Origin of the sequence: Halohasta litchfieldiae, from assembly GCF_002788215.1 — an archaeon.
GTDB lineage: Archaea > Halobacteriota > Halobacteria > Halobacteriales > Haloferacaceae > Halohasta > Halohasta litchfieldiae.
Genome location: NZ_CP024845.1, coordinates 1505679 through 1529025, shown reverse-complemented (window position 1 = coordinate 1529025; position 23347 = coordinate 1505679). Strand labels below are relative to the sequence as shown.

21 protein-coding genes and 4 pseudogenes are annotated in these 23347 nt (G+C 50.1%); 13 read left to right on the top strand and 12 right to left on the bottom strand.

Features of this window, described 5'->3' with window-relative positions:
• The first annotated feature begins 476 nt into the window (after positions 1-476).
• Positions 477-912: pseudogene (gene tnpA / locus HALTADL_RS07725) on the top strand (IS200/IS605 family transposase).
• Entirely contained in the window at positions 909-2057 is a 1149-nt protein-coding gene (locus tag HALTADL_RS07720) for an RNA-guided endonuclease InsQ/TnpB family protein (RefSeq protein WP_218143709.1), read from the top strand. The pseudogene tnpA and the gene HALTADL_RS07720 overlap by 4 nt, the downstream one beginning before the upstream one ends.
• A gap of 94 nt (positions 2058-2151) precedes the next feature.
• Here HALTADL_RS07720 and HALTADL_RS07715 read toward each other — a convergent pair whose 3' ends face one another.
• Both HALTADL_RS07715 and HALTADL_RS07710 read right to left on the bottom strand, forming a co-directional pair.
• A complete protein-coding gene (locus HALTADL_RS07715) occupies positions 2152-3477 on the bottom strand; it encodes a Cdc6/Cdc18 family protein (protein WP_177171959.1) in 1326 nt (441 codons plus the stop codon).
• A gap of 1681 nt (positions 3478-5158) precedes the next feature.
• Positions 5159-6156 (bottom strand): annotated as a pseudogene (locus HALTADL_RS07710) (hypothetical protein).
• A 519-nt stretch (positions 6157-6675) separates the two neighbouring features.
• Here HALTADL_RS07710 and HALTADL_RS07705 point away from each other — a divergent pair.
• The gene (locus HALTADL_RS07705) at positions 6676-7113 is read left to right on the top strand and encodes a TRAM domain-containing protein (RefSeq protein WP_089673632.1); all 438 of its coding nucleotides are present in this window, start codon (positions 6676-6678) and stop codon (positions 7111-7113) included.
• A gap of 914 nt (positions 7114-8027) precedes the next feature.
• On the opposite strand, the gene HALTADL_RS07700 is transcribed toward HALTADL_RS07705, so the two are convergent.
• From HALTADL_RS07700 to HALTADL_RS07680, 5 genes are all read right to left on the bottom strand, one after another.
• Entirely contained in the window at positions 8028-9050 is a 1023-nt protein-coding gene (locus HALTADL_RS07700; protein WP_089673633.1) for a sensor histidine kinase, read from the bottom strand.
• Positions 9051-9246: 196 nt separating this feature from the next.
• Positions 9247-9861: a methyl-accepting chemotaxis protein gene (locus HALTADL_RS17305; protein WP_143054186.1), complete on the bottom strand. Its 615-nt coding sequence runs from the start codon at positions 9859-9861 to the stop codon at positions 9247-9249.
• 301 nt (positions 9862-10162) lie between these two features.
• The gene (locus HALTADL_RS07690; protein WP_012660307.1) at positions 10163-10447 is read right to left on the bottom strand and encodes a winged helix-turn-helix transcriptional regulator; all 285 of its coding nucleotides are present in this window, start codon (positions 10445-10447) and stop codon (positions 10163-10165) included.
• A 270-nt stretch (positions 10448-10717) separates the two neighbouring features.
• Positions 10718-10987, bottom strand: coding sequence for a hypothetical protein (locus HALTADL_RS07685; protein WP_012660308.1), 270 nt, complete (start codon positions 10985-10987; stop codon positions 10718-10720).
• A 358-nt stretch (positions 10988-11345) separates the two neighbouring features.
• Positions 11346-11678: a PadR family transcriptional regulator gene (locus HALTADL_RS07680; RefSeq protein ID WP_012660309.1), complete on the bottom strand. Its 333-nt coding sequence runs from the start codon at positions 11676-11678 to the stop codon at positions 11346-11348.
• Between the two features lie 157 nt (positions 11679-11835).
• Between HALTADL_RS07680 and HALTADL_RS18095 the strand changes: the two genes are divergently transcribed.
• Both HALTADL_RS18095 and HALTADL_RS07665 read left to right on the top strand, forming a co-directional pair.
• Positions 11836-12030 (top strand): DUF7563 family protein, encoded by a 195-nt coding sequence (locus HALTADL_RS18095; protein WP_079892148.1) that lies wholly within the window; start codon positions 11836-11838, stop codon positions 12028-12030.
• A gap of 843 nt (positions 12031-12873) precedes the next feature.
• Entirely contained in the window at positions 12874-13419 is a 546-nt protein-coding gene (locus HALTADL_RS07665) for a hypothetical protein (protein WP_012660311.1), read from the top strand.
• A gap of 450 nt (positions 13420-13869) precedes the next feature.
• On the opposite strand, the gene HALTADL_RS07660 is transcribed toward HALTADL_RS07665, so the two are convergent.
• The 3 genes from HALTADL_RS07660 to HALTADL_RS07650 all read right to left on the bottom strand — a co-directional run bounded on the left by HALTADL_RS07660 (position 13870) and on the right by HALTADL_RS07650 (position 15395).
• Complete coding sequence (locus tag HALTADL_RS07660) at positions 13870-14094, bottom strand: hypothetical protein (RefSeq protein WP_089673636.1); 225 nt, start codon at positions 14092-14094, stop codon at positions 13870-13872.
• Positions 14095-14224: 130 nt separating this feature from the next.
• Positions 14225-14773 (bottom strand): hypothetical protein, encoded by a 549-nt coding sequence (locus HALTADL_RS07655; RefSeq protein WP_012660312.1) that lies wholly within the window; start codon positions 14771-14773, stop codon positions 14225-14227.
• Positions 14766-15395, bottom strand: coding sequence for a DUF7437 domain-containing protein (locus HALTADL_RS07650; RefSeq protein WP_012660313.1), 630 nt, complete (start codon positions 15393-15395; stop codon positions 14766-14768). Before HALTADL_RS07650 ends, HALTADL_RS07655 begins: the two co-directional genes overlap by 8 nt.
• A 320-nt stretch (positions 15396-15715) precedes the next feature.
• Between HALTADL_RS07650 and HALTADL_RS07645 the strand changes: the two genes are divergently transcribed.
• Positions 15716-16390 carry an IS6-like element ISHli9 family transposase gene (locus HALTADL_RS07645; RefSeq protein WP_076611602.1) on the top strand — a complete coding sequence of 225 codons (675 nt, stop codon included), beginning with the start codon at positions 15716-15718 and terminating at the stop codon, positions 16388-16390.
• 162 nt (positions 16391-16552) lie between these two features.
• Positions 16553-16771 (top strand): annotated as a pseudogene (locus HALTADL_RS18025) (cell division control protein Cdc6); the annotation flags it as partial.
• Between the two features lie 110 nt (positions 16772-16881).
• Here HALTADL_RS18025 and HALTADL_RS07635 read toward each other — a convergent pair.
• Entirely contained in the window at positions 16882-17094 is a 213-nt protein-coding gene (locus HALTADL_RS07635) for a winged helix-turn-helix domain-containing protein (protein ID WP_079892149.1), read from the bottom strand.
• A 187-nt stretch (positions 17095-17281) separates the two neighbouring features.
• Here HALTADL_RS07635 and HALTADL_RS07630 point away from each other — a divergent pair, with 187 nt between their 5' ends.
• Both HALTADL_RS07630 and HALTADL_RS17725 read left to right on the top strand, forming a co-directional pair.
• The gene (locus tag HALTADL_RS07630) at positions 17282-17794 is read left to right on the top strand and encodes a hypothetical protein (protein WP_012660314.1); all 513 of its coding nucleotides are present in this window, start codon (positions 17282-17284) and stop codon (positions 17792-17794) included.
• Positions 17787-19283: a restriction endonuclease gene (locus tag HALTADL_RS17725; RefSeq protein ID WP_012660315.1), complete on the top strand. Its 1497-nt coding sequence runs from the start codon at positions 17787-17789 to the stop codon at positions 19281-19283. Before HALTADL_RS07630 ends, HALTADL_RS17725 begins: the two co-directional genes overlap by 8 nt.
• A 349-nt stretch (positions 19284-19632) precedes the next feature.
• Here the strand turns inward: HALTADL_RS17725 and HALTADL_RS07620 are convergent, their stop codons facing one another.
• On the bottom strand, positions 19633-20454 hold the full coding sequence (locus tag HALTADL_RS07620; protein ID WP_012660244.1) for an IS5-like element ISHla2 family transposase: 822 nt from the start codon (positions 20452-20454) through the stop codon (positions 19633-19635).
• Between the two features lie 228 nt (positions 20455-20682).
• Here HALTADL_RS07620 and HALTADL_RS07615 point away from each other — a divergent pair.
• The 4 genes and pseudogenes from HALTADL_RS07615 to HALTADL_RS07600 all read left to right on the top strand — a co-directional run.
• Positions 20683-21288, top strand: a pseudogene (locus HALTADL_RS07615) (Eco57I restriction-modification methylase domain-containing protein); the annotation flags it as partial.
• A gap of 129 nt (positions 21289-21417) precedes the next feature.
• A complete protein-coding gene (locus HALTADL_RS17720) occupies positions 21418-21555 on the top strand; it encodes a hypothetical protein (protein ID WP_218143711.1) in 138 nt (45 codons plus the stop codon).
• A 449-nt stretch (positions 21556-22004) separates the two neighbouring features.
• On the top strand, positions 22005-22883 hold the full coding sequence (locus tag HALTADL_RS07605) for a ParA family protein (RefSeq protein ID WP_088901367.1): 879 nt from the start codon (positions 22005-22007) through the stop codon (positions 22881-22883).
• The gene (locus HALTADL_RS07600) at positions 22883-23323 is read left to right on the top strand and encodes a hypothetical protein (protein WP_089673662.1); all 441 of its coding nucleotides are present in this window, start codon (positions 22883-22885) and stop codon (positions 23321-23323) included. The genes HALTADL_RS07605 and HALTADL_RS07600 overlap by 1 nt, the downstream gene beginning before the upstream one ends.
• Positions 23324-23347 lie beyond the last annotated feature (24 nt).

Here is a 23347-nt window from a genome sequence, read left to right as displayed (position 1 = left end):
ACCGTAGACCGTAGCTATATGGACTTTCCACGTTTCTACATAAGAGCGCAACAGGTTAACCAACAAATCTATCTTATACTCGTTTTGTTGGTTAACACAAGGCGCTCTTATGTGAACCACCTCGCGGTCAAGCCCCGAGGCACTCGCCTTGCTTATCTGTAGACGTGGAAATGTTCAAAAAGTGGTTCGATACCCTCAAGAGATCACCAGCCGGCCAACATTCGACGTCCCATACAGGTACCAAGTGACGCTAGCACTGATTGTCAGAAAAAAATTTATGAAACGGTGGTGTGGCCCTCCGATTTAACTCTTGCAAGGCTAAGTCCCCGTCCTCAAGGAGCAACGCAGGGAGCGTAGCGACCGAGTAGCGCAGTAGGGCGGGGATACAGCCGACACGAAATTAGGCACCCCACGAAATCGCACACCCTAACCAAAGAATTACATGATTGTCACCCGATAGTGGAAGTGAACCCACAATGGAATACGACCTCGATACGGGAGCGCACTCAACGTACTCCCTGCACTACCACCTCGTCCTCGTCGTGAAATATCGACGCGAGGTGTTCACCGAAGAACTTCATGTTCACCGAAGAACTTCAAGGGTTCTTCCGCGAGGTCGTGAGCGGGTTCGCTGACAACTACGGCGTCGAAATCAAAAACCTCGAAGCCGACCGAGACCACGTTCACCTCCTGTTCAAAGCCACGCCCACAACCGACCTCACCAAATTCATCAACGTCCTCAAAGGCGCATCGGCTCGTCGCATCCGCAATGAGTACGGCGAGCAAATCGGGGACAAACTGTGGGGTGACTCGTTCTGGGCAGATTCGTACTGTCTCATCTCGACGGGACAGGTATCGCTGGACATGCTGAAAGAATACGTCGAGAACCAGCGGGAGCGTGACGACGAATGAAACAGACTGCCGAGAAAACGGTCGTGGCAAAAATCTTCACCAACGACCTAACGCAGTCGAAACTTGACGCCATCAACCACGAGTATGAGGCGTTCCAGCGATACATTCGTGGTGACGAGGAAGCAGATCTCTACTCGGCCACGAAACAATGCGCCGATGCCTACGTGGACACCGACAACCTGCGCGACGACCACGACTACCCGTGGTTCATCCGTAACGACGTGTTCGACGTTGGTGTTGACGTGGAACAGCACGATACCGACCTGACGGACTGGTGGCTGAAACTCCCCGTATCGCAGGTCTGGGGTGGCGTGAACGTCCCGATTCAACCGCACGACGAGATTCCAGACGAAGCCGACGTGAAGGACTCAAAAATTGTTCGGGTAAATGGGGACTACTACGCCCACCTGACGGTTCAGCAAGAGGTGGAAGTCAGCGAGGAGTACGGCGGTGTTATCGGCGTGGATTTCGGTGTTCGGTGGGTAGCAACGTCGGTGGCGTTGCCATCCCGCAACACCGAGTTCTACGGCAGAGAAATTCGCCGCATCCGCCGTCATCATCATGACCTTCGCACTCGCCTGCAAGAGAAAGGAGCCTACGGCACGCTCCAGTCGGTCAAGGTGAAGGAGTACCGTCAGGTGAACGACCGCCTCCACAAGATTTCACGCGCCATCGTGGAGGAAGCAAAAGAGTGTGACGCGCTTATCGTGGTCGGGGATCTCGAAGGTATCCAGAATCAAGACCTCGGCGCGGAGATGAATCGTCGGCTCCACTCGATGCCACATCATACGCTCAAGACCTACATCGAGTATAAGGCGATGTTCGCGGGTATCGCAGTGAAGTCCGTGAACGAGTATATGACGAGTCAGACGTGTTGGCGGTGTGGCGAGCAGGAAGCGACGACCCGCAAGGGACAGGGCCAACACCTGTGCCATGAGTGCGGGTTGGACGACAACGCGGACAAGAACGGTGCGACGAACATCGCAAAGAAAGGATTGGGTAAGGACATCGCGTGCCCACTATCCAGTCTCGGCGCAGTCTGTGAACCTGTGCTCGGACCGAGCGGTGCTGACCAAGCCTCTGCCACGGTATGCTTGCGAGCCGACTTGGAAGCCCCTGCCTCAACGAAGCGAACCGTTAGGTGAGCGAAGTAGGCAGGGGTAGTTCACTTGAAATTGCTGAAATGGTGGGGGGTGTTGAGGAGCCTAATATTGGTTCGAGACCCGCTCACCAACAAGACTAGGCGTTCGGTCGATCAGCACTGATGCGCTCAAAATCGATATCTGCGAATCGAGTCGTATCCTTGATAACTTCGACTGCGATCTCGGTATCAACTTGCAGCTGGTACTCCCATGCTGGCCCACCGATCGAACCTGCCGTCACCTTTTCTCCATCGGCGATTCCCTGCATATCGAGTTCACGGAGATGGTCTTTAAATCGGCGCTGACCGAGTTTGTCAGCATCAATTCGTGAGGCAACACTCTTGTACACACCGTAGATCGGTTTTGCTCGGACAGGAGCATCCCCAGAGAGTTCTAAAGCAGTGAGGGCGGCAAGGGCGAGATGGGCTTGTGTCGTCATTTCTCGCATTGCCTCGACGACGGCTTCCCGTTCTACAAGTGCTTGAGCTTCGCGAGCGTGATCCGCACTAACTCGATCATCACCGTGTTTATCTGCCAATTCACCAGCCTTACGAAGGTATTTGATGGCCTGTCGAGCATCTCCAGTATCCTGTGCCGAGAGCGCAGCGATGAGAGGAATTACGTCGTCGGTTAACACACTACTTCGGAACAAATACTCTCGTTCGGATTGATCAATTTTGACGACAGTTCCATTCAAATCTCCATCGGTGTCGGGTTCGTTGAGTGGGATAAGTTCGGTATCGCGAAACGCCTTCGCTGCGCGCCGGCGGAGAATCTGTTGGAGTTGTGTCGCATCATATGGTGAAAAAAGCACAGAATCATCGTACAGTGAACTCTTCACTTTCGGACTGAGATTATCTCGCCACTGGAGGTCATTACTGATACCGATGATACTGGGGTAGACGTGATCTTCAACGTAGTCCTGGGCTCGGGCTCGGGGAAGACTATAGAGAATCCTGTCGTCATCACCGAGGGTATCGATTTCGTCGAGGACGATGATAATCGTGCCACCAATATCGTTCATTGCCTCGAACATCATGTCCATCACTACATCTGTCGCGTAGCCTGTTGGACGACTGTTGCCGGTGAGTTCTTGGTAGATGCGCGAAGCGGTTTTATATGATGTCGAGAGGTCGTGAGATTCACAGGAGACATATGCTGTCGTAAGATCTAAGTGGTCAGATTCCTCCTCAGCGTGTGCCTGAAGTTCAGAGAGCTTTGCTTTCGCAGCAGCAGTTTTCCCTTGGCCAGCTTTCCCGTGGAGAAACACGTTATTAGCACCGACTCCTCGGGCGGCAGGAGCCAACGACATATGGAGATCCTCCATTTCGTCGGTTCGTTCTGGGAGATCGTTAGGGCGATATTCTTCACGAAGAACTTCTTCCTGTTGAAAGATAGGTGACATATCCGAGAACTCGGTCATACACAGAACCTCTAAGCAAGACATAATAAAACCCCCGTTGCAGGAATGTCCTAAATGTCTTTAATAGGTAGTTCGATGGGAAATAGACTGACCACACCCACACCACTGTTTCAGCAATTCTCGTGTGAAAAAGAGGAAGAAGGTAGATATGGGTTAGGTACACTATACAGAATGAATACACGTAGTTTAGGTTGTATAAAACCCGTTTTGGCTAGAGTAACAACAGCTACTATTATTATAATATAACGTTTTCGTCTAGTAGTAGTAAGTGTAATAGTAGAAGCCTTCTAATGTGATTTTACACTAAACTAGTTATCATATTTTGATCCGTTTATAAGCTAAACTACTTTCAGCATAACCTCTAGAATTTAACCTACTTTCTAACCTTCCCTCTAATCTAGGTGAATTGCTGAAACGGTGGTGGGGGTCTCGAACTTCTTGTCACGAAAGCGCGAACAGATAAATGTACGACAGTAAGTATCAGGAGCTGTAGACGCTTCGGTCGTCACTCATTCGATCGTTCGAGACTACCAAGCTAAGTGTGGGAGTGTCCGACTAAATTATGGAAAGTTTCGCGGCTTGACCCCGAGGCCATTCACAGAGAGAACCGGTTGAGTCCTCGTCACTTGACTCTAGACAGGTGTAATTGATCTTCCGAAGGAACTATGATCTGCTCCCAAAACGAGTATTGATCAGTTATCTTATTTTAAATGATTTTCATACTTTCTTTAATTTTTGGATGTTATTGTCTTTCTAGGCAAATAAATTGCTGAAACAGTGGTGGGTGTCTTGTGTTTCTGTCCGAGATCTTCCCCGTCGACGCCGTTGTTAAATTGCTGAAACAGTGGTGGGTGTGTCCTTCCAGATAATCGTCCGAGCTGTGAGAGCTATGTCAAAATTGAATCAACACCACCGGTTATCGGGACGCTTGAGGACTCCTAACAGAGTTTCGATGACTGGGATCTGTGTTGATTCAACAATAGAAATTAGTGGATCCAGACGAACATTAGAGTATGGGACGAAACAAACTCTTAATCCTTGTTAGCGTGGCGACAATCATTGGTACACTCTACATTCGAGAATCAGACACAAAAGAGGCTGAGAGCGCCGAATAAAAATCGCGAGTACCAGCCCTCATACGTCTATTTTGTTGTAATTGCCTCCAATCTATGGTTTTTGTGGTTGATCCTCTAGCGCTGATGGATCGACCGCCTCTGGGGTATCCCGCCGTCCCACCACCCTTTCACCGCTTCCGGGCTTTTCGACTCCGTAGAGATTTCACCCGTATCTGCACCTCGATTTAACAACTTGTTTTTGCTACTTGTGCTATTTTTCTCTTGAGAGTACTGCTTTTCACTAAATAAATTGGTATTCAATCTCTTATTTGTGTATAGTCTCTGTCTTTGTGAGATTCTATGCAAGATTTATATGGCAGTACTCTCGTAGATATGGTAATTAGTGTCAAGGGGATGTCGGTCTGAATTACGGCTATAGTGAGGGTCGACGCTGGCTCCAAAGAGCCATTGTCGCCCCATCGCAGTAGTTACATAGGGTAGTGCAAATTCTCATCACGCCTTACCCTTGTACCCGGCTTAGGCTCGGCCCTGCTGGACCCAAGCCGTTCCCATCACCGGCTTGTGGTCTGCTTTCTCATGTTCACCACTCCTTGCTGAGAGGGTTTTCAGTCGACTTCGCTGGCAGAGCTAAAACTGGTGAGTTCGTCGATACGAGCTTCGAGATCTTCGATTTCTCGTTGGAGTTCGTCGGTCTCCGGGCTCTCAGCAGCAGCCAGTTGATCTTTGAGGCCCTGGAGGCGGGATTCTTAACGCTCTTGATCGACATCGGCCTTGCGGACGTACTGGCTTTCGTCGATCTTGTAGAGGTCCGACTCCGAGAGGTCGGTGACTTCGAGTGCCTCGTCGACTTTGGAGGTGTCGACGCTGGTGACACGTTCGCGGTCGATACCTTGGTCTTCGAGAAGTTCGAGGACAGTTTGGTCGTCTTTGAGGGTTCGATTGCGTCGACTGGTGCGCTGAACAGAGCCATACTGACCATAGACAGGTTGATCATGGTGGAGGCGGTCGAGGAGAAGCGAGCGAACGTTCTGGCGGAGATCATCGGCATTGCGCTGAACATCCGAGCAGAGCGTATAGAGATTGACCAGCTCAGAGGTTTCCATCGTTTCGAGGTCGGTCGGAGCATAGCGTTCGAGGGCATCGATCAAGAGCAACGAATCCGAGTCAAGAGCAACGAATCCGAGTAGAGTGGGAGGTCGGGTTCCTTACGGGCGGGTTCATGATCTTGGCTTTCGACAGTGAGTGGAGCGTCGACAAGCGAGGAGGGAGTCGGAGTATCGGTGTTTTTCAGCACGCCCTCGCGTTGGTCAATCTCGAAGCGTGGATGTACAGAGAGGATGGTAGCGTAGGGTTCGGCGTCAGCTGGGAGACGATCAAGATCGAAGGCCTGTGGGGACTCAGAAATACGTTCATAGAGAGTCTCGAATTGGTCCCGTTTGAGTGGAATAGTAGTGTCTTGCTCACGGTAGGAGATGAGGAGTCGGTGTTCTTGGACGTCTTCGAGGCGGAATGGCTTTTCAGACAGTGGGGTATGGAAGGATGTATCGGGTGGCACCTCGTCTAGTTCGTCGAGAATCGTGTGCCAGGTGACGGAGAATGGCATATGAATACGTTAGCTTCGGGAGACAAAATGCTAGTGTCGACTGTATCCTGTTGTATTCTTGTGTAATGTTGCCAAACATTATTGTTTCTGGAGTGAATATTCCAAGTTGCGCTCTGTCTTGGAGGGCCAGAGCGTCAGCGGGGACCCACCTAACGATCAAGCCGTGACCTACACTCCGTCATTGTGTAGGTCTCACGGATTTTGTGGTGTATTTTGTGTGGTTCTCTCAGTGCTTGGACGACGTGGCGGATGACAGTAGCGTGAACAGTCATGTATCTTTATGTTGTGTTGCTGTCTCACAGTGTGATATGAGGGTACCACAGCTCAGCACTTTGTTTGGTGGTCGACGAGATCAGACCTACTCTGAGTGTCGGAGATGTGGGTCGACGGTGGAGTCGGGAACGACAGTCTGTCCAGTGTGTGAACAGCAGTCAGTAGCTGAATATGTTGTGAGTTAGGGATCGATTCTCTCGACAGCCTCAAGTTCCTTGTTATCGCAGTGCTTATTACGAACTCTCAATGGATATCTCCGAAGAACTCACCTGTCTGTTTACTGCTGAAGTCGAAGAACACGACCAATCGTACGTTCTTGAAGTACCTAAACAGGAAGTTGATGTCGGCTACGTCGACCCTGCTGAAGATTACCAAATTGCACTTGTCGGGACCGCTGAGAACCCCTCACAGTCGGCTCCTTCACAATCAAGCGATACCCACGATCAGCAACCGGAGACTGATCAGCCACCCGTAAGCAAAGGCGAAAATCGGGTTGTCGAGATCTCGGAGTTAGGAGATCAAGGAGATGGTCTTGCCCGCGTAGAGCGTGGTTTCGTCGTAATCGTTCCTGAGACCAAGAAAGGACAGCGGGTTCGGATTAAAATCGAAACGGTGCGAGAGACAGTTGCGTTTGCACACGTGCTCGAACATCTCGGTAGTGCCGACTCCATGGCTTCAAATTAGACTATATCACGTCGACTGAATTCTGCTAAAACTAAAAGACTACATCAGTAGCTAAGTGGCTGTTTGGAAAACTAGTTTCTTCGATAACAAATGTTTAGTATCATCTGAGAATCCTGTATGTAGTCTGTTCAAAAGTACTTATAATGTGCATGTTTCTCACATTTTCTGAATTAAACAGCGCGGTTCCACTTGATCCTAATATTTATTATATTGTATATTGACCATTATATATGTCTCGTGAAATCAACCGATTAGATACTGTGGACAGGAAACAGACTGCTGAACCGACAGTTGAAACAGGGACGTCCGAATCGGTTGAGTGGCGAGATATCTCCGTAGATACGGATAGAGCCACCGAAACTGCTACACAAAGCAGTTCTGTGGCTGATCGGATTCAGGTGCTTACGGGCGAACCACTCACCATCGAGACTGGGGACATAACAGCAACACTTGTTGGAGTTGCCCAAGTGCGGATTGACGACCTTGTCTACGCACACCAACGCAACGGGATTGTCAGTTCTACACGCACTTGTGCGTTGTTCGATGTTGAAAACACGAGTAATGCTCCCATTCACTGGATGAGCAGACAGACCAAATTCATCGGTAGCGATGGCTACACATACAGACAGGCCAATCTCTCACTCGATCCATCGCGGTTGGGTGCTGGCTGTTTCTCCAGACAGGTAGAGGTCGAACCAGGCTGTCGAGCCCGGATAATCACACCGGTTGAACAGTTGCCCCCGAGAGTCGACGTAAAGAAAGTTGTCCACACAATCTCACCCCGAGGACGGCTTGGCAACCAACGACTCGCATTCTCCCTCTAATCATTGGTTACCGCCGTTCAGAAGTGTTTTCTATATGACTGATCTGTCGCCGTCGACATGGTCGTCTAGCCTATACTCAATTGTACTCACCTAGCTACTTCGAGGAAGCCGAAGCCGAACGGCAGTCCCGAAGTCTTCAGGAATTTCGATCTCAAGGCTGCCACCGTAGCGTTCAGTGAGCCATTTGACGAGCCATAACCCTAGTCCGCTACCATGTTTTAATGGCGAGACGTCCATGCTTTCTGTGACGATTTGACGTTCGGTCTGCGGAATTCCGGGACCGTTGTCAGCGACGATCAATTCAATCATACCGTCGTCGACATTTGCAGAGATGATTGCTTTTGGTATCGCCGACGTGTTGTGTCGGATTGCATTATCTAGTAGGCTGTCGACGACGATCTGAAGTCGTTTGTCGGCCGCTACGGTAAGACCACGAGGACAGTCGACGGTAATATCGGCCTCTGAGAACCGTTCTCGGCAATCTTTCTCAACCGTTTCGATGACTGCATGAAGATCGATTGGTTCTACCGATGTGGGCTCGTCGAGGACTTTTCGGATCGTATTTGCCTCTGAACACAGCTGGGTAAGACTGTCGGCGGTTTCAATAACTGATTCGAGGGCTTCACGAGTCTGTTCGTTTTCTGCAGACTCGACGGCATGCTTACTGTAGGCAGTGATGATGTTCACGTCGTTGCGTAAGTTGTGACGGAGGACACGCTGAAGGACATCGAGGTATCGTTCCCGACGGAGCTTATCAGTAATATCACTGTAGATTGCAAATCCATGCTCCTCCCCTGTTGGGACGCCTCGGTACAGGAACTTTCGGGGACCATTGGAAGTCATCCGTTCAATAACCGCTCGGTTCGGCTTCCCATCGGCTGTTCGCTGATCAAAGGTTTTGGCCTCATCACGCTGGTCGTCCGGTACTATCAGTTCGTTGAGCGGCAGACCTGTGACCGACTCATCCGCACAGAACACCTCACGGAACGCCGCGTTCGCCTGGACGATGATCGGCTCGTCATCTTCTAATTTGAACTCCACAGTGGGGTCATTTAATTGATTGAATAGCGATTCGAAGTGATTCGTGGTCGTTGTCAATTGCTGGGCTGTCATAGGAATGGGATCAACACTCGATCGTATCTTTTTGGGTGCTGAGGGTATCCGCCTCGTGTTTCGAAGACGGAGTTGTCGTACTTGTTGAACAGATCATGACAATACTGACTGCCTTCCTACTTGGTCGGTGGTCTTCGATAGTGACGTCAAAACGGCTGGTTAGTGTCTTAACCGTCTTGATGTCACACATTGTGTCTTATTGACTAGCTTCGAACTCGGTGTCCCAGTCGTCGCTGAATGTATCGACAAGCTGGGCAATCTCGGTTACTTCGGCAGTCTGTTCTTCATTGGCGGCGGCGAGTTCCTCGATAGTGGCACTCAGATCAGAGGCCTCATCCGCAACCTCTGTCATATTATTCGCCTGTTCGCTAGCAACACCGCTTATCTCATCGGTGCTTTCGGCAATCTGTTCGGCAGCCGCAGTAAGTTCGTGGGTGGACGTTTGAAGTTCTTCGAGCCGATCACGCTCGATTACAACCTTATCACTATCGGCACGAGCACTTTGAGGCTGCGAAGATTGTTGGGTTCCGACAGGGGACTGTTGATTGGCGACCTGTGGTGCGGTTTCGGATTGAACTCCTCCATCTGATCTCATCTGCTGTGAAGGGGGATCTGTCACACCTAATCTGGAATTCATCTTTTGACCCACACAGCCTATTTTACTCGTGTTTGTCGATCTAGAACTGTCTTCAGGTTGGTCTTCGACACTACTTTTGCTACTATTCGGGACAAATGTTCGAATTATGCTTTTGAGCATATCTATGCCAAGACAGCAAATGATAATAAGATTACCTATTGGCAAATTATTCATTACAATAGTCATATTGAATCCTATGTATCTCAGTTTGTACATTGGTCTCTACAACTCACCTAGTCGAAATAAGAGCCATAGAGACTCGATCTGTTCTCACATCGCACCTGCACTTGGTATCGCTAAGACTGCTCGCTCTTATGTAGAAACGTGGAACGTTCCTATAGCTACGGTCTACGATCCCAAATGAGGAGATGCGCCCTCCTCAGATCCAGCCTTCGGCCGGATACTTCGCCAGCTCATTGATCTCGGCGTGATCACCATCACCACGGAGTCGCTCGATGCGCCTCATCAGCCATGACTATCGGCTGTCTTGATGGGAATCTCTGACAGTAAGTGTATAGAGACGTTTGCGGGCGTCCTGCAGTGATGTTCTCGATTCGACGACGTCGACTTGTTGTAACTCATTGAGACCGTACCGTACGGTTCGTTCTGAGAGGTGTGACTTTGTGGCGATTTCTCGTTGGGAGAGTGTTCCTTCATGTTTGAGAATAAGAGCAACTAACTTGGCACTTGGTGGGAGATCTTGAATCGCATCTCGTAACTCTGTAAACGATGCTATCTGGAGTTCCCCCTGTGTGGTCATTAGGTGAGGTTGTCGGCTTGATTGTATAATATTACTGACTTACAGCACTCGCGTGTGCGACTGTTCAAACAGTATGAAACAGGTCACTCGGTACCTCGCCTATTGCGAACTTTATCGGAGCCTCCGAAAGGTGTTCAACAGTTTTGGGACCTTGACACGGAGTCGACAGCTCGTCGGTCAGGGGGTGATGGGTAGACAGTCGCCACCCAACGAGAGACGACCAAGTCGAATCCTCAGATTCCAGCTGAGGGCACGATAGTCAAGAGATAGTCACTCGGTCGATTCCTCGAATTTCGCACACTGTAACTCGGTGATGAATAACAGATCGTCGACTTTGTAGAGCCAACCGTGGTTGTGTAGGTAATTGAGGGCGTGGTCGATATCGGTATCCCGAAAGTCTGGATTGGCTTCAGCGATGAGTTCTGTTGCTTGGTGGTGTGTAAATGCGTCTTGATCTGACTGTTCACAGAGATACCGCTCAAGAGGGAGATACGCATTTTCGATCCAGTCCGGGAGTGCTGGGTCTCCTTCGGATGGCATTTGTGAGCGTTCGTTTGAGATACTTTCTCCGGCTATTTAAAAATCTGATCAGAAAACTATCGAACAATCTCTTCTGAACACACGACAGAACTACCAGCCACAGAGAGCCGTTCAGTTCTCACATCGGATCTGCCTCTGGTATCGCCGGGACTGCTCGCTCTTGTGTAGAGCTCTGGAAACAGGTTGGTCGCTGACGAGAGATACTGCTTGAAGTGCTGCGTGAAAGACAATATCGACAGATTAGTACACTGCGCCACTGTCGGGGTATACCATCAGATGAGAGGAGTACCCATTGTACCGACCGAGACAACAGTAGCGAGTATTCTGTGTTGGTCCCCGGAACGAACCGGATCCCTGGTCAGTCTGACGATGAACTGGCGAGAGTAACCTGATCAGCCTCCAGTAGATCGGACACATACTGATTTTCCCATTTCAAGCGATCTGTGAGAAGTTGTTCACCACTCTCAGTAACTTCATAATAGTTGGTTCGCTGATCTTGGCTCCCTTTCTCGACCAGCGAGTGTTCGACCAACACATCGAGGTTTGGATACAGGCGACCGTGGTTGACGTTGTCGACATACTGTTCCATCTCTCGGCGGACCGTCTGACCCGAGGGCTGGTCAGAGCCTGCGACGACATACAGGAGGTCACGCTGGAAGCCAGTCAGTTCGAATGACTGTGTCTGAGACATTCTACTTCAAAATATATCTGACCACCTATTAGTTAGATACAAATTAATTGTTATCAAGACACCCCAGACTACACACAGGCGAGTAGGCAGAGCCTACCACCCGCTAAACCGGTAGTAGGATATTTATAATATAGACGATATCCATCTCGTAGCCTCTATGGATACTCTCCAAATCGAGAACAATCGTAATAAACATCACTCTCGGCAGCGTGTGTGTCAGAACTGTGGTGAGTACGTCACCAAACAGTTCGTTCGTGTCTTCGGTACAAATGACGGCTCGCTGTACGGCTGTATGAACTGTTCGACAGGCCGTGAGCTTCGTAATGGTGGCGGCAAGCGACCGTCACAGTAGCTAACTGCCAAACTGATAGCTTTCAAAAATGCCCAGAAGCGATAGGGAGACGTGAGTTGATCCCATCAGGCTAGAGGACGGCCATCTCTGAGATGAAAGAAGACAAATCTGGTTTCACACGGTATCTCAAGCAGTATCTCTCGTCAGCGATCAACCTGTTTCCGCAGTTCTACACAAGAGTGAGTCAGTTATTGAGACCGTTGGTGAGCCTGATCGCGTTGTTGAACAACTCGGTTATAACACACACCACTGCTTCCGCTGTTCTTCTCTATAATCGGAGGATTCTTATTGAGGCTGTTGACGGCAAAATTGAGCAGATGCTCTTCCTTGATCTGGTTGTCTACTTGGTTTGGTTTCTTACTACGTCCAAGCAGACACTTCCTCTAACCCTATGTGATCGACTGAGCCTAGGTATCCAACTATCTTTGAGGGAATGTGCAAGACATAGTGGATAGATCTATCAACACTGTCCAGTTTAAAATCCAAACAGTCTGATTGATCGTGTTTCTGGTGGCTATTTCCATCATTTCAGTTCTTCATCGAACTCATTCTCACAAGTATCACATCGGTAGCGATACATCGCATACGGTCGCCCAGTTTCTTCGTCAATAATGAAGTCCGCCATAAGGATGAGTTCAATATTATTTTCTTCGCCACAGTGAGTACAGGCAACCATTATGATAGTCAACGGTCTGAATACAGTTTGTTGTGTTGCTACCCCAGTACTGACTGTCGATAACACGTACGACTTCTGTCAACCCCCAGAGAGTGTACCATAGCGGCCAGTTAGTACGAAATCCGTCGTAACGGGTTTTATAATCCCGCTTACTGTCGGGGGCCAATATGGTCGTTGTCGAAAAGGTTACCCGATTAAGCGAGCGCCGCAATCAGACCTCGTCCGAGGCGTTTCCGGACGAAGCACTTGCATTGATTCGATCAGCGGTCGATGCCGTCCCATCAAGTGTATTCGATGGATCGGCGAAACACACGGAAGTCGGGGGGTTTGATGCCACAATCGCCAACGGCATCCCCCAGTACGAATACGAAGGGGACGCTGCTGGCGGCTACAACCCAAACTGTAAGCTCTGGTCGCACCTAGGATTTAATTACAGTGTCGACCTCTACGACGCCGACGCCCGGATTGCCATCGAAGTCGAGAAGACCGAACGGAAGAGCGTCAGCGACGATCTGATTAAGTTCCAGAAGGGGTATAGAACCCAGAAAGATGGTCGACCGAAGATCGAGTTCGGGTGCCTGGTCGTGCCAGTGAACTACCGGGGATCGGATAACCTCTACCAGCATAGCCTGACCAAACTCGACTTCATGAAAAGCGTCCTGTTCATTGATGATGTCGCCGTCATCGGTTATCGCGATCCACGACCGGACTGATGCCGTCCCCAGACCAAGTCGGTTGTAGGCGGAACGTGACTCACGTCTGTTGACGTAGAATGTGTGTGGAAGACTATAGGTGGGAGTCTCACACTTTATGTTTTTAGTGACAGAAATGTGGGAAATTGGCACTATAAATAAATAAGATTATATCTTATAGAAACAATCATTAAGAATGGGGGGTAATACAACCAAGTGTATTAAATGTTACAGAGTCTACAATACTACCGTGAATAATCACTGTCCACGCTGCAAAACCCCGCGACACCCTCCAACAGACAAAGGAATGATGGGGTGAGATAAGGCGACAAATTCAAGCTCTAAATATAATATGGCCGTCATGACTGCACTTCATGTGCCGAGTGAAATACACACCGGGTTTCCGCTGTTATCTCACACCCCACGTTCAAAGTGAAGACACACTCCGTTATCGATCCTGACACAGGAAGGTCAAGATTTCCACGATAACCAGACATCCTGGTTATCCGTTTTTCGTTGCTCGATCTGGCCGGTATTGGCCATCAGATGCAGTTGTTCTTGGACGATCTCTGTATCAGCCTCAACGACAGAGGCAACGTCGTCTGTAGAGAGGGCTCTGTGATCCACGAGTGCTGAAACAATAGCTCCTCGAAGTTGGATTCTGTCGTCTGTGAAATCTGGTGAGCTATCGTCCATACCTTGAGTTGCCAGTCGTAAAAATATCTGTATCGGTCCAAATATCAGTATCTGATAGACCAAAATATCGATACGTACGTTTGCAGCCTTGTATGTCAGCGTTTGATAAAATATCGCGTTGCGAGTGTGGTCAGTTCTGCTGTGACTCCATGAATTCTATCGCGGTCCAAATATCTATGATTCGAACTCTCCCCTCGTAGTATGTGTTCTCAATCACTCCAGAGATCGCTTTTTCGGCGTTTCTATCATCCATCAAAATCCCGACTGACTCATGTGATGTCGACCCGAGCAACATCACAGCGACTGCAGGCAGTTCTGAATCTGTCTTTCGTAACACATCTGGGTCGGTTTGTTCGAATTTAGCCAGCCGCTCGTGGACTCGGTCCATGACTTCTCCAGCACGAGGCCCATCGTGAACTCGCACCCCCAGTTGCACGTCGTCGACGGTAGTGATCCACTCTGTCGTTGCTGCTCGGTCGACCCAATCAATGCTAATGTATCCACGCTGTTCGGTCAGTTCTTCGACGACACCACGACTCAGGTAGAGCTGACGGTCCTCGGCCTGGACGTACTCGATAAACGTCTGGTACGGATCGCTATCTGTCCCACCAATTGTTCGCAGGAAACTCGTATCACAGATGAGTGCAGTCGGAAACGGCGATGGGTGGACCTCACTCATCGGCACGCTGGTATGGCCCCTGGTCGAGTGCCCGGTCGTGGACGTCGACGTCGAAGGAAACCCCGGTTAGTGTCGGATCGTGGTCTTTGACTACAGTGATGATACGTTCAATCACCTGGGTGACTGCAATTGCTTCTACGGCAGGGATATCAAGGTCATCTGCAACACCACGACGGGTAGTTTCACCTTTCAGATACTCGATTGTCGACATAACCACAGGAGCGAGGGCCGCCTTGCCGTGTCGGTCGACAAAGAGTTCCAGATCGTCGTCGACACTCGTCGCCCCATAGACGGCGATAAGGACGGGGCCGAGTTCGATGGTTGTTTGATCCGTCCAGTTACCGCTTACCGGTTCAGCACGCCACAGTGACGATCCGTTTTCGTACGTGTCTAGTTCCGTTGCGATGCCTAGCTCTGCTAGTGTGTTGGCGTATTTGTAGGCTGTACTCTTTGAGAACCCTTGTCGATCACGAGCTGCAACGACGGTCGTTGGCGAGTTGATCAGCAGATCAGTGTAAAACCGTGCGAGTTCGGGAATTCTCAATAGCTCCTGGACAACAAAGAACTGATGTGCTGTCTGTCCAGCATCCGGTGACGGTGTGGAGGGCGGAGCTTTCGACATAGTGCATAGTTCGCGGACTATAGACTAAAAGGTTTGCACGAGAGATTGCCAGTCAGTAGATGTCTTCAGTAGACGTTCCGGATTGGATCACAACCGCTATCGAATTCACCGCCCTGAGAATAGTTCATTGCTTGCCATTCAACGATAATTAGCCCCTTAATTTCGGTACAGCACAGTTTAGACTATGATCGCTTTATTGAATAACTCGGTTACGGTCGCTCTGGCTGTCTTTGAACACCGGTGAGGAAAGAGACCTGAGCAGGCACTGTCTAGTTAAGCTAGTTTGAGAAGTGAGCAGGTCGTTGCGATAATTGGTCAAAATGCTCGCAGACCTGCTCAGCGAGTCGTTAGCGGTGGATTATCAAGAATGTTGGGAGCGTGAGCGGACGGCGACACCCGTTAGGGTGTTCGCCGTCCAGCTCCACGCGACCGGCTGTTCACTTAGAGAAACAAAAGAGATTCTTCGATTGTTAGGCGTTCAACGCTCTCATCAAGCAATTTGGCAGTGGGTACATCAGATAGCTGACAGCGGTCACAATCCGCCTGAGGCGCAGCCGAAGCGGGTTGCCGTAGACGAGACCGCTGTCAAAATCAATGGAGAGTGGTCTTGGCTGTATGCTGCAATAGACATCGAGACAAAATTGATTCTTGATGTCGAGTTGTTCGGACGACATGGTACCGATCCGGCTGCGGCGTTCCTCCATCGACTGACCGAGAAACACGACCTCTCCGAGGCCGTTTTTCTCGTCGATGGCTACGGGTACCAGACAGCCCTCGCTCGATTAGGCTTAAGCGGTCGGCTTGACTACGTCAAGCGAAACCTCATCGAAAAATGGTTTCACACGCTCAAAATGAGGATCGACCGCTTCCATAATTCATGGGTGGGCAGTCATGGATGCGTCCGTGAGTGGTTAATGCAGTTTGCACAATACTACAACTTTCAGCGACCGCATCAAGCTCTTGATGGACGAACACCAGTTGAGGAGGTTATCTAGACAGTGCCCCTGAGCAAATTGTATACTCGATCTGTCATGCAAGACTGCGAGCGTGAGCTGATCAATGGCGAGACACAGTTAGCAAAGCTGGTTCTTTCTGCACTTGTACTGCAGGTCGAACAGCAAGATGGCACTGTACCTACCTAGGCGGTATACAATCAGTACACAGAAATCATCAAGTCGACCGAGTCAACCCCTGTCTCGGAACGACGTGTCTCTGAAATTCTCAAGCAGTTTAATTTCCATTCGGTAATCCGTTCAGCACGGATTGGTCGAGGAAGAGGCAAAGGAATTACCAATACTCACCGAATTCTCGAAGATCTCGATATCGTCAACCAAACACTCGCGGCAGATTCAGAGATTGACTACTTTTCATCGTGAGGAACACTTCGTAATCGAAGAGTATCGGTCAATGTATATTAAGATGTGAGGTGGCTTCTTTCGATTGCGGGCAAAATATCTTTGATATAGGCCTCTCTTCATGGCATATATCAATCTTTTTCGGGTACTTCTTCAGGAATAAGCTCATAAATTCCACTCCCGATATTTGTAATTATTCCTTCATCAGATAGTCGCTTAAATCGCTCCCGTATGTATTGTTTTGAATACCCTGTTCGATCACCGATGTTCGGAGCATTATTTCTCCCTTCACGGAGAACTTCTATAATTTCCCAGTCGGCATCGCGTAGATCGTCCGCATTCATATACGTAGGTGTCTACTCAATCATGTTAAGATGATTGGCTTGTGTCTATAGCCAGTAACCAAATACCAATAGCCTATTACCCATAGGTTTATGTTCTATCAAGATTTAATGCTAATCAGAAGCACGGACTGCCTCAGAAAGTGAGGCCGGTGCGACAACACCGACCCCGTGCTTCGCAGGACGAAGCATGAAAGACTCCGAATCTACGCCAGATGAATCTGTCGAACAGCACAGCGACCAACCGCAACTCCAAGCCTGTCCGAACTACGATGTGGTTGGCCTCCCAGAACGGATTGCAGCCCACGACTACCGTCCGAATCAAGCACGTAACTCAGCCTCCCACAAGCACACCAACACGGACACCACCACAACCCAAGGCCCAGCACTCAAACTCAACACATCCATCGCCCGCCAACGAGAAGCCGACTACACCACCGGCAGCCTCGAAATTACACGAGCTGCAACCACCGAGCCAACACTGACCCTCGGGTTAATCACCAATCGAGAGTCGACCACAATCGAACTGACCCCACAACAGGCACTCCAGGTCGCCGACACACTCCAGACCACGGCCACCGAAATAGTGGCCGCCGAACTCCCAGAAAACACCCCACAGACACCCACTGAGAACACACCCCAACACACCGAGTCCACACCGTCGACAGAGCCCACCCTGGAGGCATTCGAGACCGATGACTGACACAGCTGCCCTCACGGCCCACCTCGAAACCATCCCACCAGAATCGACGGTCGAACTCACCTGGCAGACACCCAACGGCACCGCCCAAACCAAAGGCCAGCTCGTCTCCTACGATCCTCACTCGGCGGCCAGACGCATCGAAGCCACCGGGAGCACGCTGCTGTTGGTCCCGGCCGAAGACGGACGCGAAATTTCGGTTGCCGAACTCACAGACGGTCAAACGACCTACCGTGGTGAGCTCTGTGAACTCTCGGTCAAAGACCACGCCACAGAACCACTCGAAATCACCGAACAGGGTCTCAACGTCCCGGCCTACCTCGTCGGCTACACTGGCTTTCTGGTCGTCGAAACCGACACCGAAAGTCACGAACTCCGGATTCCTGATCCGGGACTCGAAGCCTACGATGACCGCTTGCTAGCTCCCTGCAACGACCCCACAACAACTGAACTTCTCGTGCGCCCACGGGCAGGCCCACACCGACAATACGAGCTAGTCGACACTCGCCCAGACACCAACTCGACCACCACCGACCAACCGCTGGCCGAGTATGAGGGCCTCGACACAGCGATCCATACGGTCGCTGCACTCAACGAGACGGTCGCCACCGACGACGACCTCACCGACACTACACAGACAGAAGCCAGACGCCGTCTCCAAAACATCCAAACGACGCTGCTCGATGCTCACAACATGCTGTGTGATCCTCCAGCAGATCCCGACTGGCAGCCGACCGCCGACGAGGCCGATCCCATCACGGCCTACCACACAACACTCGACCACCTACAAAGCAACCTCGAACAACTGGAAACACAGGCCACCGACGAGACCGGGAGTTTGGATCGCCAACAGTGTGCCCTCAAATTCAGCAGCGCCCAACATGAAGTCGACAAACTGCGCTCGGTGTTGTGTACCTCTACCGACGTCCCACCACGGACCGACACGGACGGCCGCCAAAATGGCGATGGACGGTGGCTCGAATATCAACTGAGTAACTCACTGCAGCGGTGGGGCTACCGGACCCAACTCCGAGAACCGATCTACGGACTGGAGGTCGATGTCGTCGCGCGCCGCGATCCCAAACAAAACGACCCCACCGACTGGATCGTCTCCCAGTGCAAAGACTGGGAAAATCGACCGATCACCCCAGATGTGATCTTCCGGCTGTGTATGCTTGCCTTCAGCGCCAAAGCAATGCCCGTGTTGTGTCATACAACTCAGCTGACAGACCGTGCTAAAGAAATTGCCAACACGTGGGAAGTGCGAGTCTTAGAACTCGACGACCTCAACCGAGGAGCACTCCCAGCGCCAACCTCCTTGGCACTCAGCGACGATCTCATCTCGTTCCCAACTACCTCTACGGCCCGCGAAAAACGGAACCCGCTTCCTCTCTTGTTCCACGGTGAGCCAGACAAGCACTTCACCTATGTGCCGGGCTATGAGCCTGTTGGCCTGACCCACGAGTATCGACCCGTCGACGGGCAAGACTGAACACCAAATCGATAGAATATATAAATAGGGGGCTTTGTTGAAATCCTATTGAACTAACACTTTTAGCAGTGACACAGCTGCTACGTAGATGTGGGAATTGGCTGTTTCTTGAGCGATTACTCACTTACAACCCGTTTTTTATAGACTAGATATGCTAATGGAAGCATTAGAACATAGATGACGGTAGTCATGGCTAAAAATAGCTCACTAGAATCTACTGCTAAACTGTAGAATAGACCGAGTCCAACGAGACCATATGCTACAGCAAGTGTCCAAATTACTTTTGACATACATAATGGGTTAATGCCTGATGAGATAACGATTGTGGGACCTTTGCTCTGTACTGATCTTAGAGGGCTCGGTCGATATTGTGGACAAGACATCTAAGAACGAGTTCACGGAACTGTTTCCACCATTGTCGGGAGCGAACGAAGGCACCGTACTTTCGTTTGAGCGTTGAGTTGACCGTCTCTGATTGACTTCTCTGTCCGTAGAGATCAGCGTCTAAGCGTGCGTTCCATGCCTTGTGGAGAGATGTGAACTCACGATGCTTAATCAGTGGCCGAACCTCGTGGTGACGGGCAAGTCGTCTGATCTTCTGGTCGTCGTAGCCTTTGTCACCGAGCAGAATGTCGATGGTCTCGGGGTTGCGTTTGATCAACGATGGAGCGATCTGACTATCGTGTTTTCGTGTCGTCGTCACGTGCAGATCGAGAATTGCGTTCACTTTCGTATCTACCAACAGCGTCACTTTGAGCTGCTGAATCGTGAGTTCAGCCCGTTTCGTGTAATGTTTTGAGGCGTGACTGCGGTCGAACCCTGACGCATCAACTCCAACGATTCCACTCGTCGGAAGTAGCGTCGCTGAGAGAGTCAATACAACACGCCATACAGCCATATCAAGCCGATTGAACGCCTTACAGAGCGTTGATGGCGTAGGTAGTTCAGTTAATCCAAGAGCTTGACGAATGCGTGGCATCTCGATCAGTTCGTCAAGCAGACCACGATAGGTCGTGTTCTTCCGAACTTTGAGACACAGTAGAACAACGTGCTGCGGGAGTGTATAGCGGTGTTTAGAAAACTTCGAGGAGTATCGAGAGACTGCTCGGCGTGCTAGGTGGATCGCCTTCTCAGTAAAACGGAGAATCTGCGACTTCGGGAGGGTCTTCATCTCATGGAATTACACGACAAACATGTAAATCTTCAAGGATTTCAACAGAGCCTAGGGATTCTTAATTCTAAGTTGGGCGAATTTTGGGCAGAAAATAAATTGTCAAGTGTACGTGGTGGTTACTTGGAGTATCGTACTGTCCATCTATCTGAATTTCCTGTTATAACAGAGGACTCCTCAAGGCTCAATCAGCACATTGGCGACATAATTGACTATATAAGTACCCGACGTGAATTAAACACGTCACTCCTAGACCACCTTGGAAACTACGACGACGATCAAACCCTCGCCGACATTGGCCTCACTCAACCCCCACGTGGGGCCGCCGGGTCAGTCCTCCAGGAGACGGCCAAACAGAAACCTAACCTCCGAGTCGGAACCGTTCGCGTCGACCGCGACTCGGAGACCAGCGTCGAGATCCAGTTGAGTGCCCGCTACAAACCAGACGACGAGGACGCCTATGAGACTGACCAGTGGGGCTACACCGAAACCGATCTCGAACCGGCGTTGCAGATCACCGATCTCACACCCACGGAGGCTGACCTGATCGAGGCGTTCGTCCCGGTCGCCGTCGACGAAGCCGGTGGCTTTGCAGGCTTCCGTGAGACCGCAACCAAGACAAATTCGCTTGTCGACCGGCTCCGAAAACTCACACTCCCGGCCCTCAATGATGTCGAGGCGGGGCTGGAAAGCTACACCGAGACGAAACAGCGAGCTGACGAGCTCGAAGCGAAGATCGAACATACTGACGAGTTGATCGACGAAATCGTGTACGACCTCTACGGGCTGACGGACGAGGAAATCAAGATCGTTGAGGAAGCTGTCTCCGAGTGAAAATGCTGCCTCTGGTGCGTAATCGAGTTATGCTAGAACTCGATTGGAATCTCGGGAGACTGGCGTCCATGGCTGCTACATCAAATCTAATTAGCTCATTCTTAATCACGTTCTCTCGATTATCCGCCTATGACAACGGATTCAGTCGACGCTCTTGAGGCACTCACTGCCAAGGTCGACGATGAATTTACATCACACAGGCAGTCTGATGAGTTCAAAGCGATCTCACTCATGATTGACTTCTGTATTCTGAGCGTCCCACGCTGATCGTCCACGTTGATGGGGAAGATACCAGCTCGTTAGCTGCCGTGTTGAGGAATTCCTTACTAAACATGGTGCACATACTCAACGCGAATTCCATTCTGAGACCAATATCCGGGTATTGGCGACAGTTGAGTGAGGACTAGATCTCCTGCATAACACATCGATAGAGGAGTGTAGTCGACCAACGAATTCCATTTTCATACACTCACATAAAAATCGAAAAGATGGATAGCTGGCCTAGGCATCAGCAGAGCACAGCAAATCATGCTAACTATTCTATTTCTACATGAAGTAATGTGGCTACATCTAATACACTAATTAAGTCAACAACATTCGTGACTCTCAAACTATTATATAACGTAGTGAATGTGGTTCACTTCTTTAGATTACTTCCTTTATTCACATCCTGAACACTCACTACATTTTATACGGTGAGAGAATGATGGAGTACTATGGCTACAGAGACCGTCGGTGAAAAAGAACCCCGGGCAGTCGCCGTCAACGTTCTCAAGGGAGGATTTGGTAAGTCAACAACCGCCATAAATCTTGCACGAGAACTTGCAGAACGCAATGAACGCGTGCTTCTAATCGATTTAGATGACAACGGTCACACTACGTTCAATCTTGGTCATCAAGATCAATATGAAGCCGAGAACCACCTACAACAAGTCCTTATAGATGGCGAGGATCCGATTGACCACGTTGTATCGATCACAGACAATTTAGATCTGTTGCCATCTCATGAATCACTCGAAGACGTAGAGACTAATCTGAAATCAGCTATGGCTTCAAGCCAACGACTACACCGAAATGTCATTGACCCACTCCTTGGAGATACTTACTCATATATCGTTGTCGACACGCCCGCAAACCGAGGGAAACTAAACGACAACGCACTGTTCGCCACGAAGAATCTGATCATTCCACTGCGGCCCGAGAGCGGCTGGGAATCGGGTATCACCCAAACGAATAAGCGATTGATTAAGGAAGCACAGCAGTACTTCGACCTCCAGCTGCTTGCGTTAGTCCCGACTGATCTAAGCGAACGATTAGACCAGGATACTCGAGATAGGAATCTTCTCTATGCGATAAACAGTCGGGACGGGCTCGCGCCGTGCGTGCCAAACTTTGCCCGATTGACGTCTTCCGACTGGGAAGACATTGATAACGGCACCTACAGCAAAGAGCTACCAGGTATCCGCCACCGCGCTAGTATTGATAAAGCACACCGGGCTCACAAAACATTACGCGACTATGATCCCGAGTGTGATCAGCTCCATTGTTATGATGAACTGGCTCAGATCGTTGAGTACGGAGAGGTGAGGCGATAATGGCCTTCGATGATTTGGAGGACGAAGAAAGCGAAGAAGAATCCAGTCCAGGAGATGAGGCTCTTGATGATCTCGCTGGTACACTATCTGGCGACCAAAGTTCTGAGTCGAATAATACAACTGAAAAAACAAGCGAGGAAAATAATTCAGAGTACGATCTGCAGAATGATCCAGCGTTCCCGACGGCTAAGGCCCAGACGCAGCATTCAGTCTATTGTCTTCCAGACACGTGGGACACCATAGACGGGTCATCAGGACTCTTATTCGAAGCCGAGATCAAACTACGGCGTAGCGGATATGGCTCGGTTCAAAAACGCGAGCTACACAATGCTTTGCTACTGGCAGCAGCGAAGCAACTGACCGTAGAGGATATATCTGAAGCATTTATCCAGACGAGAGAAAACCGGAAATCTGGAGAGCTTATCGAGACAAAACAGTAGTCGGCGTATCAGATTCTGTCTGAA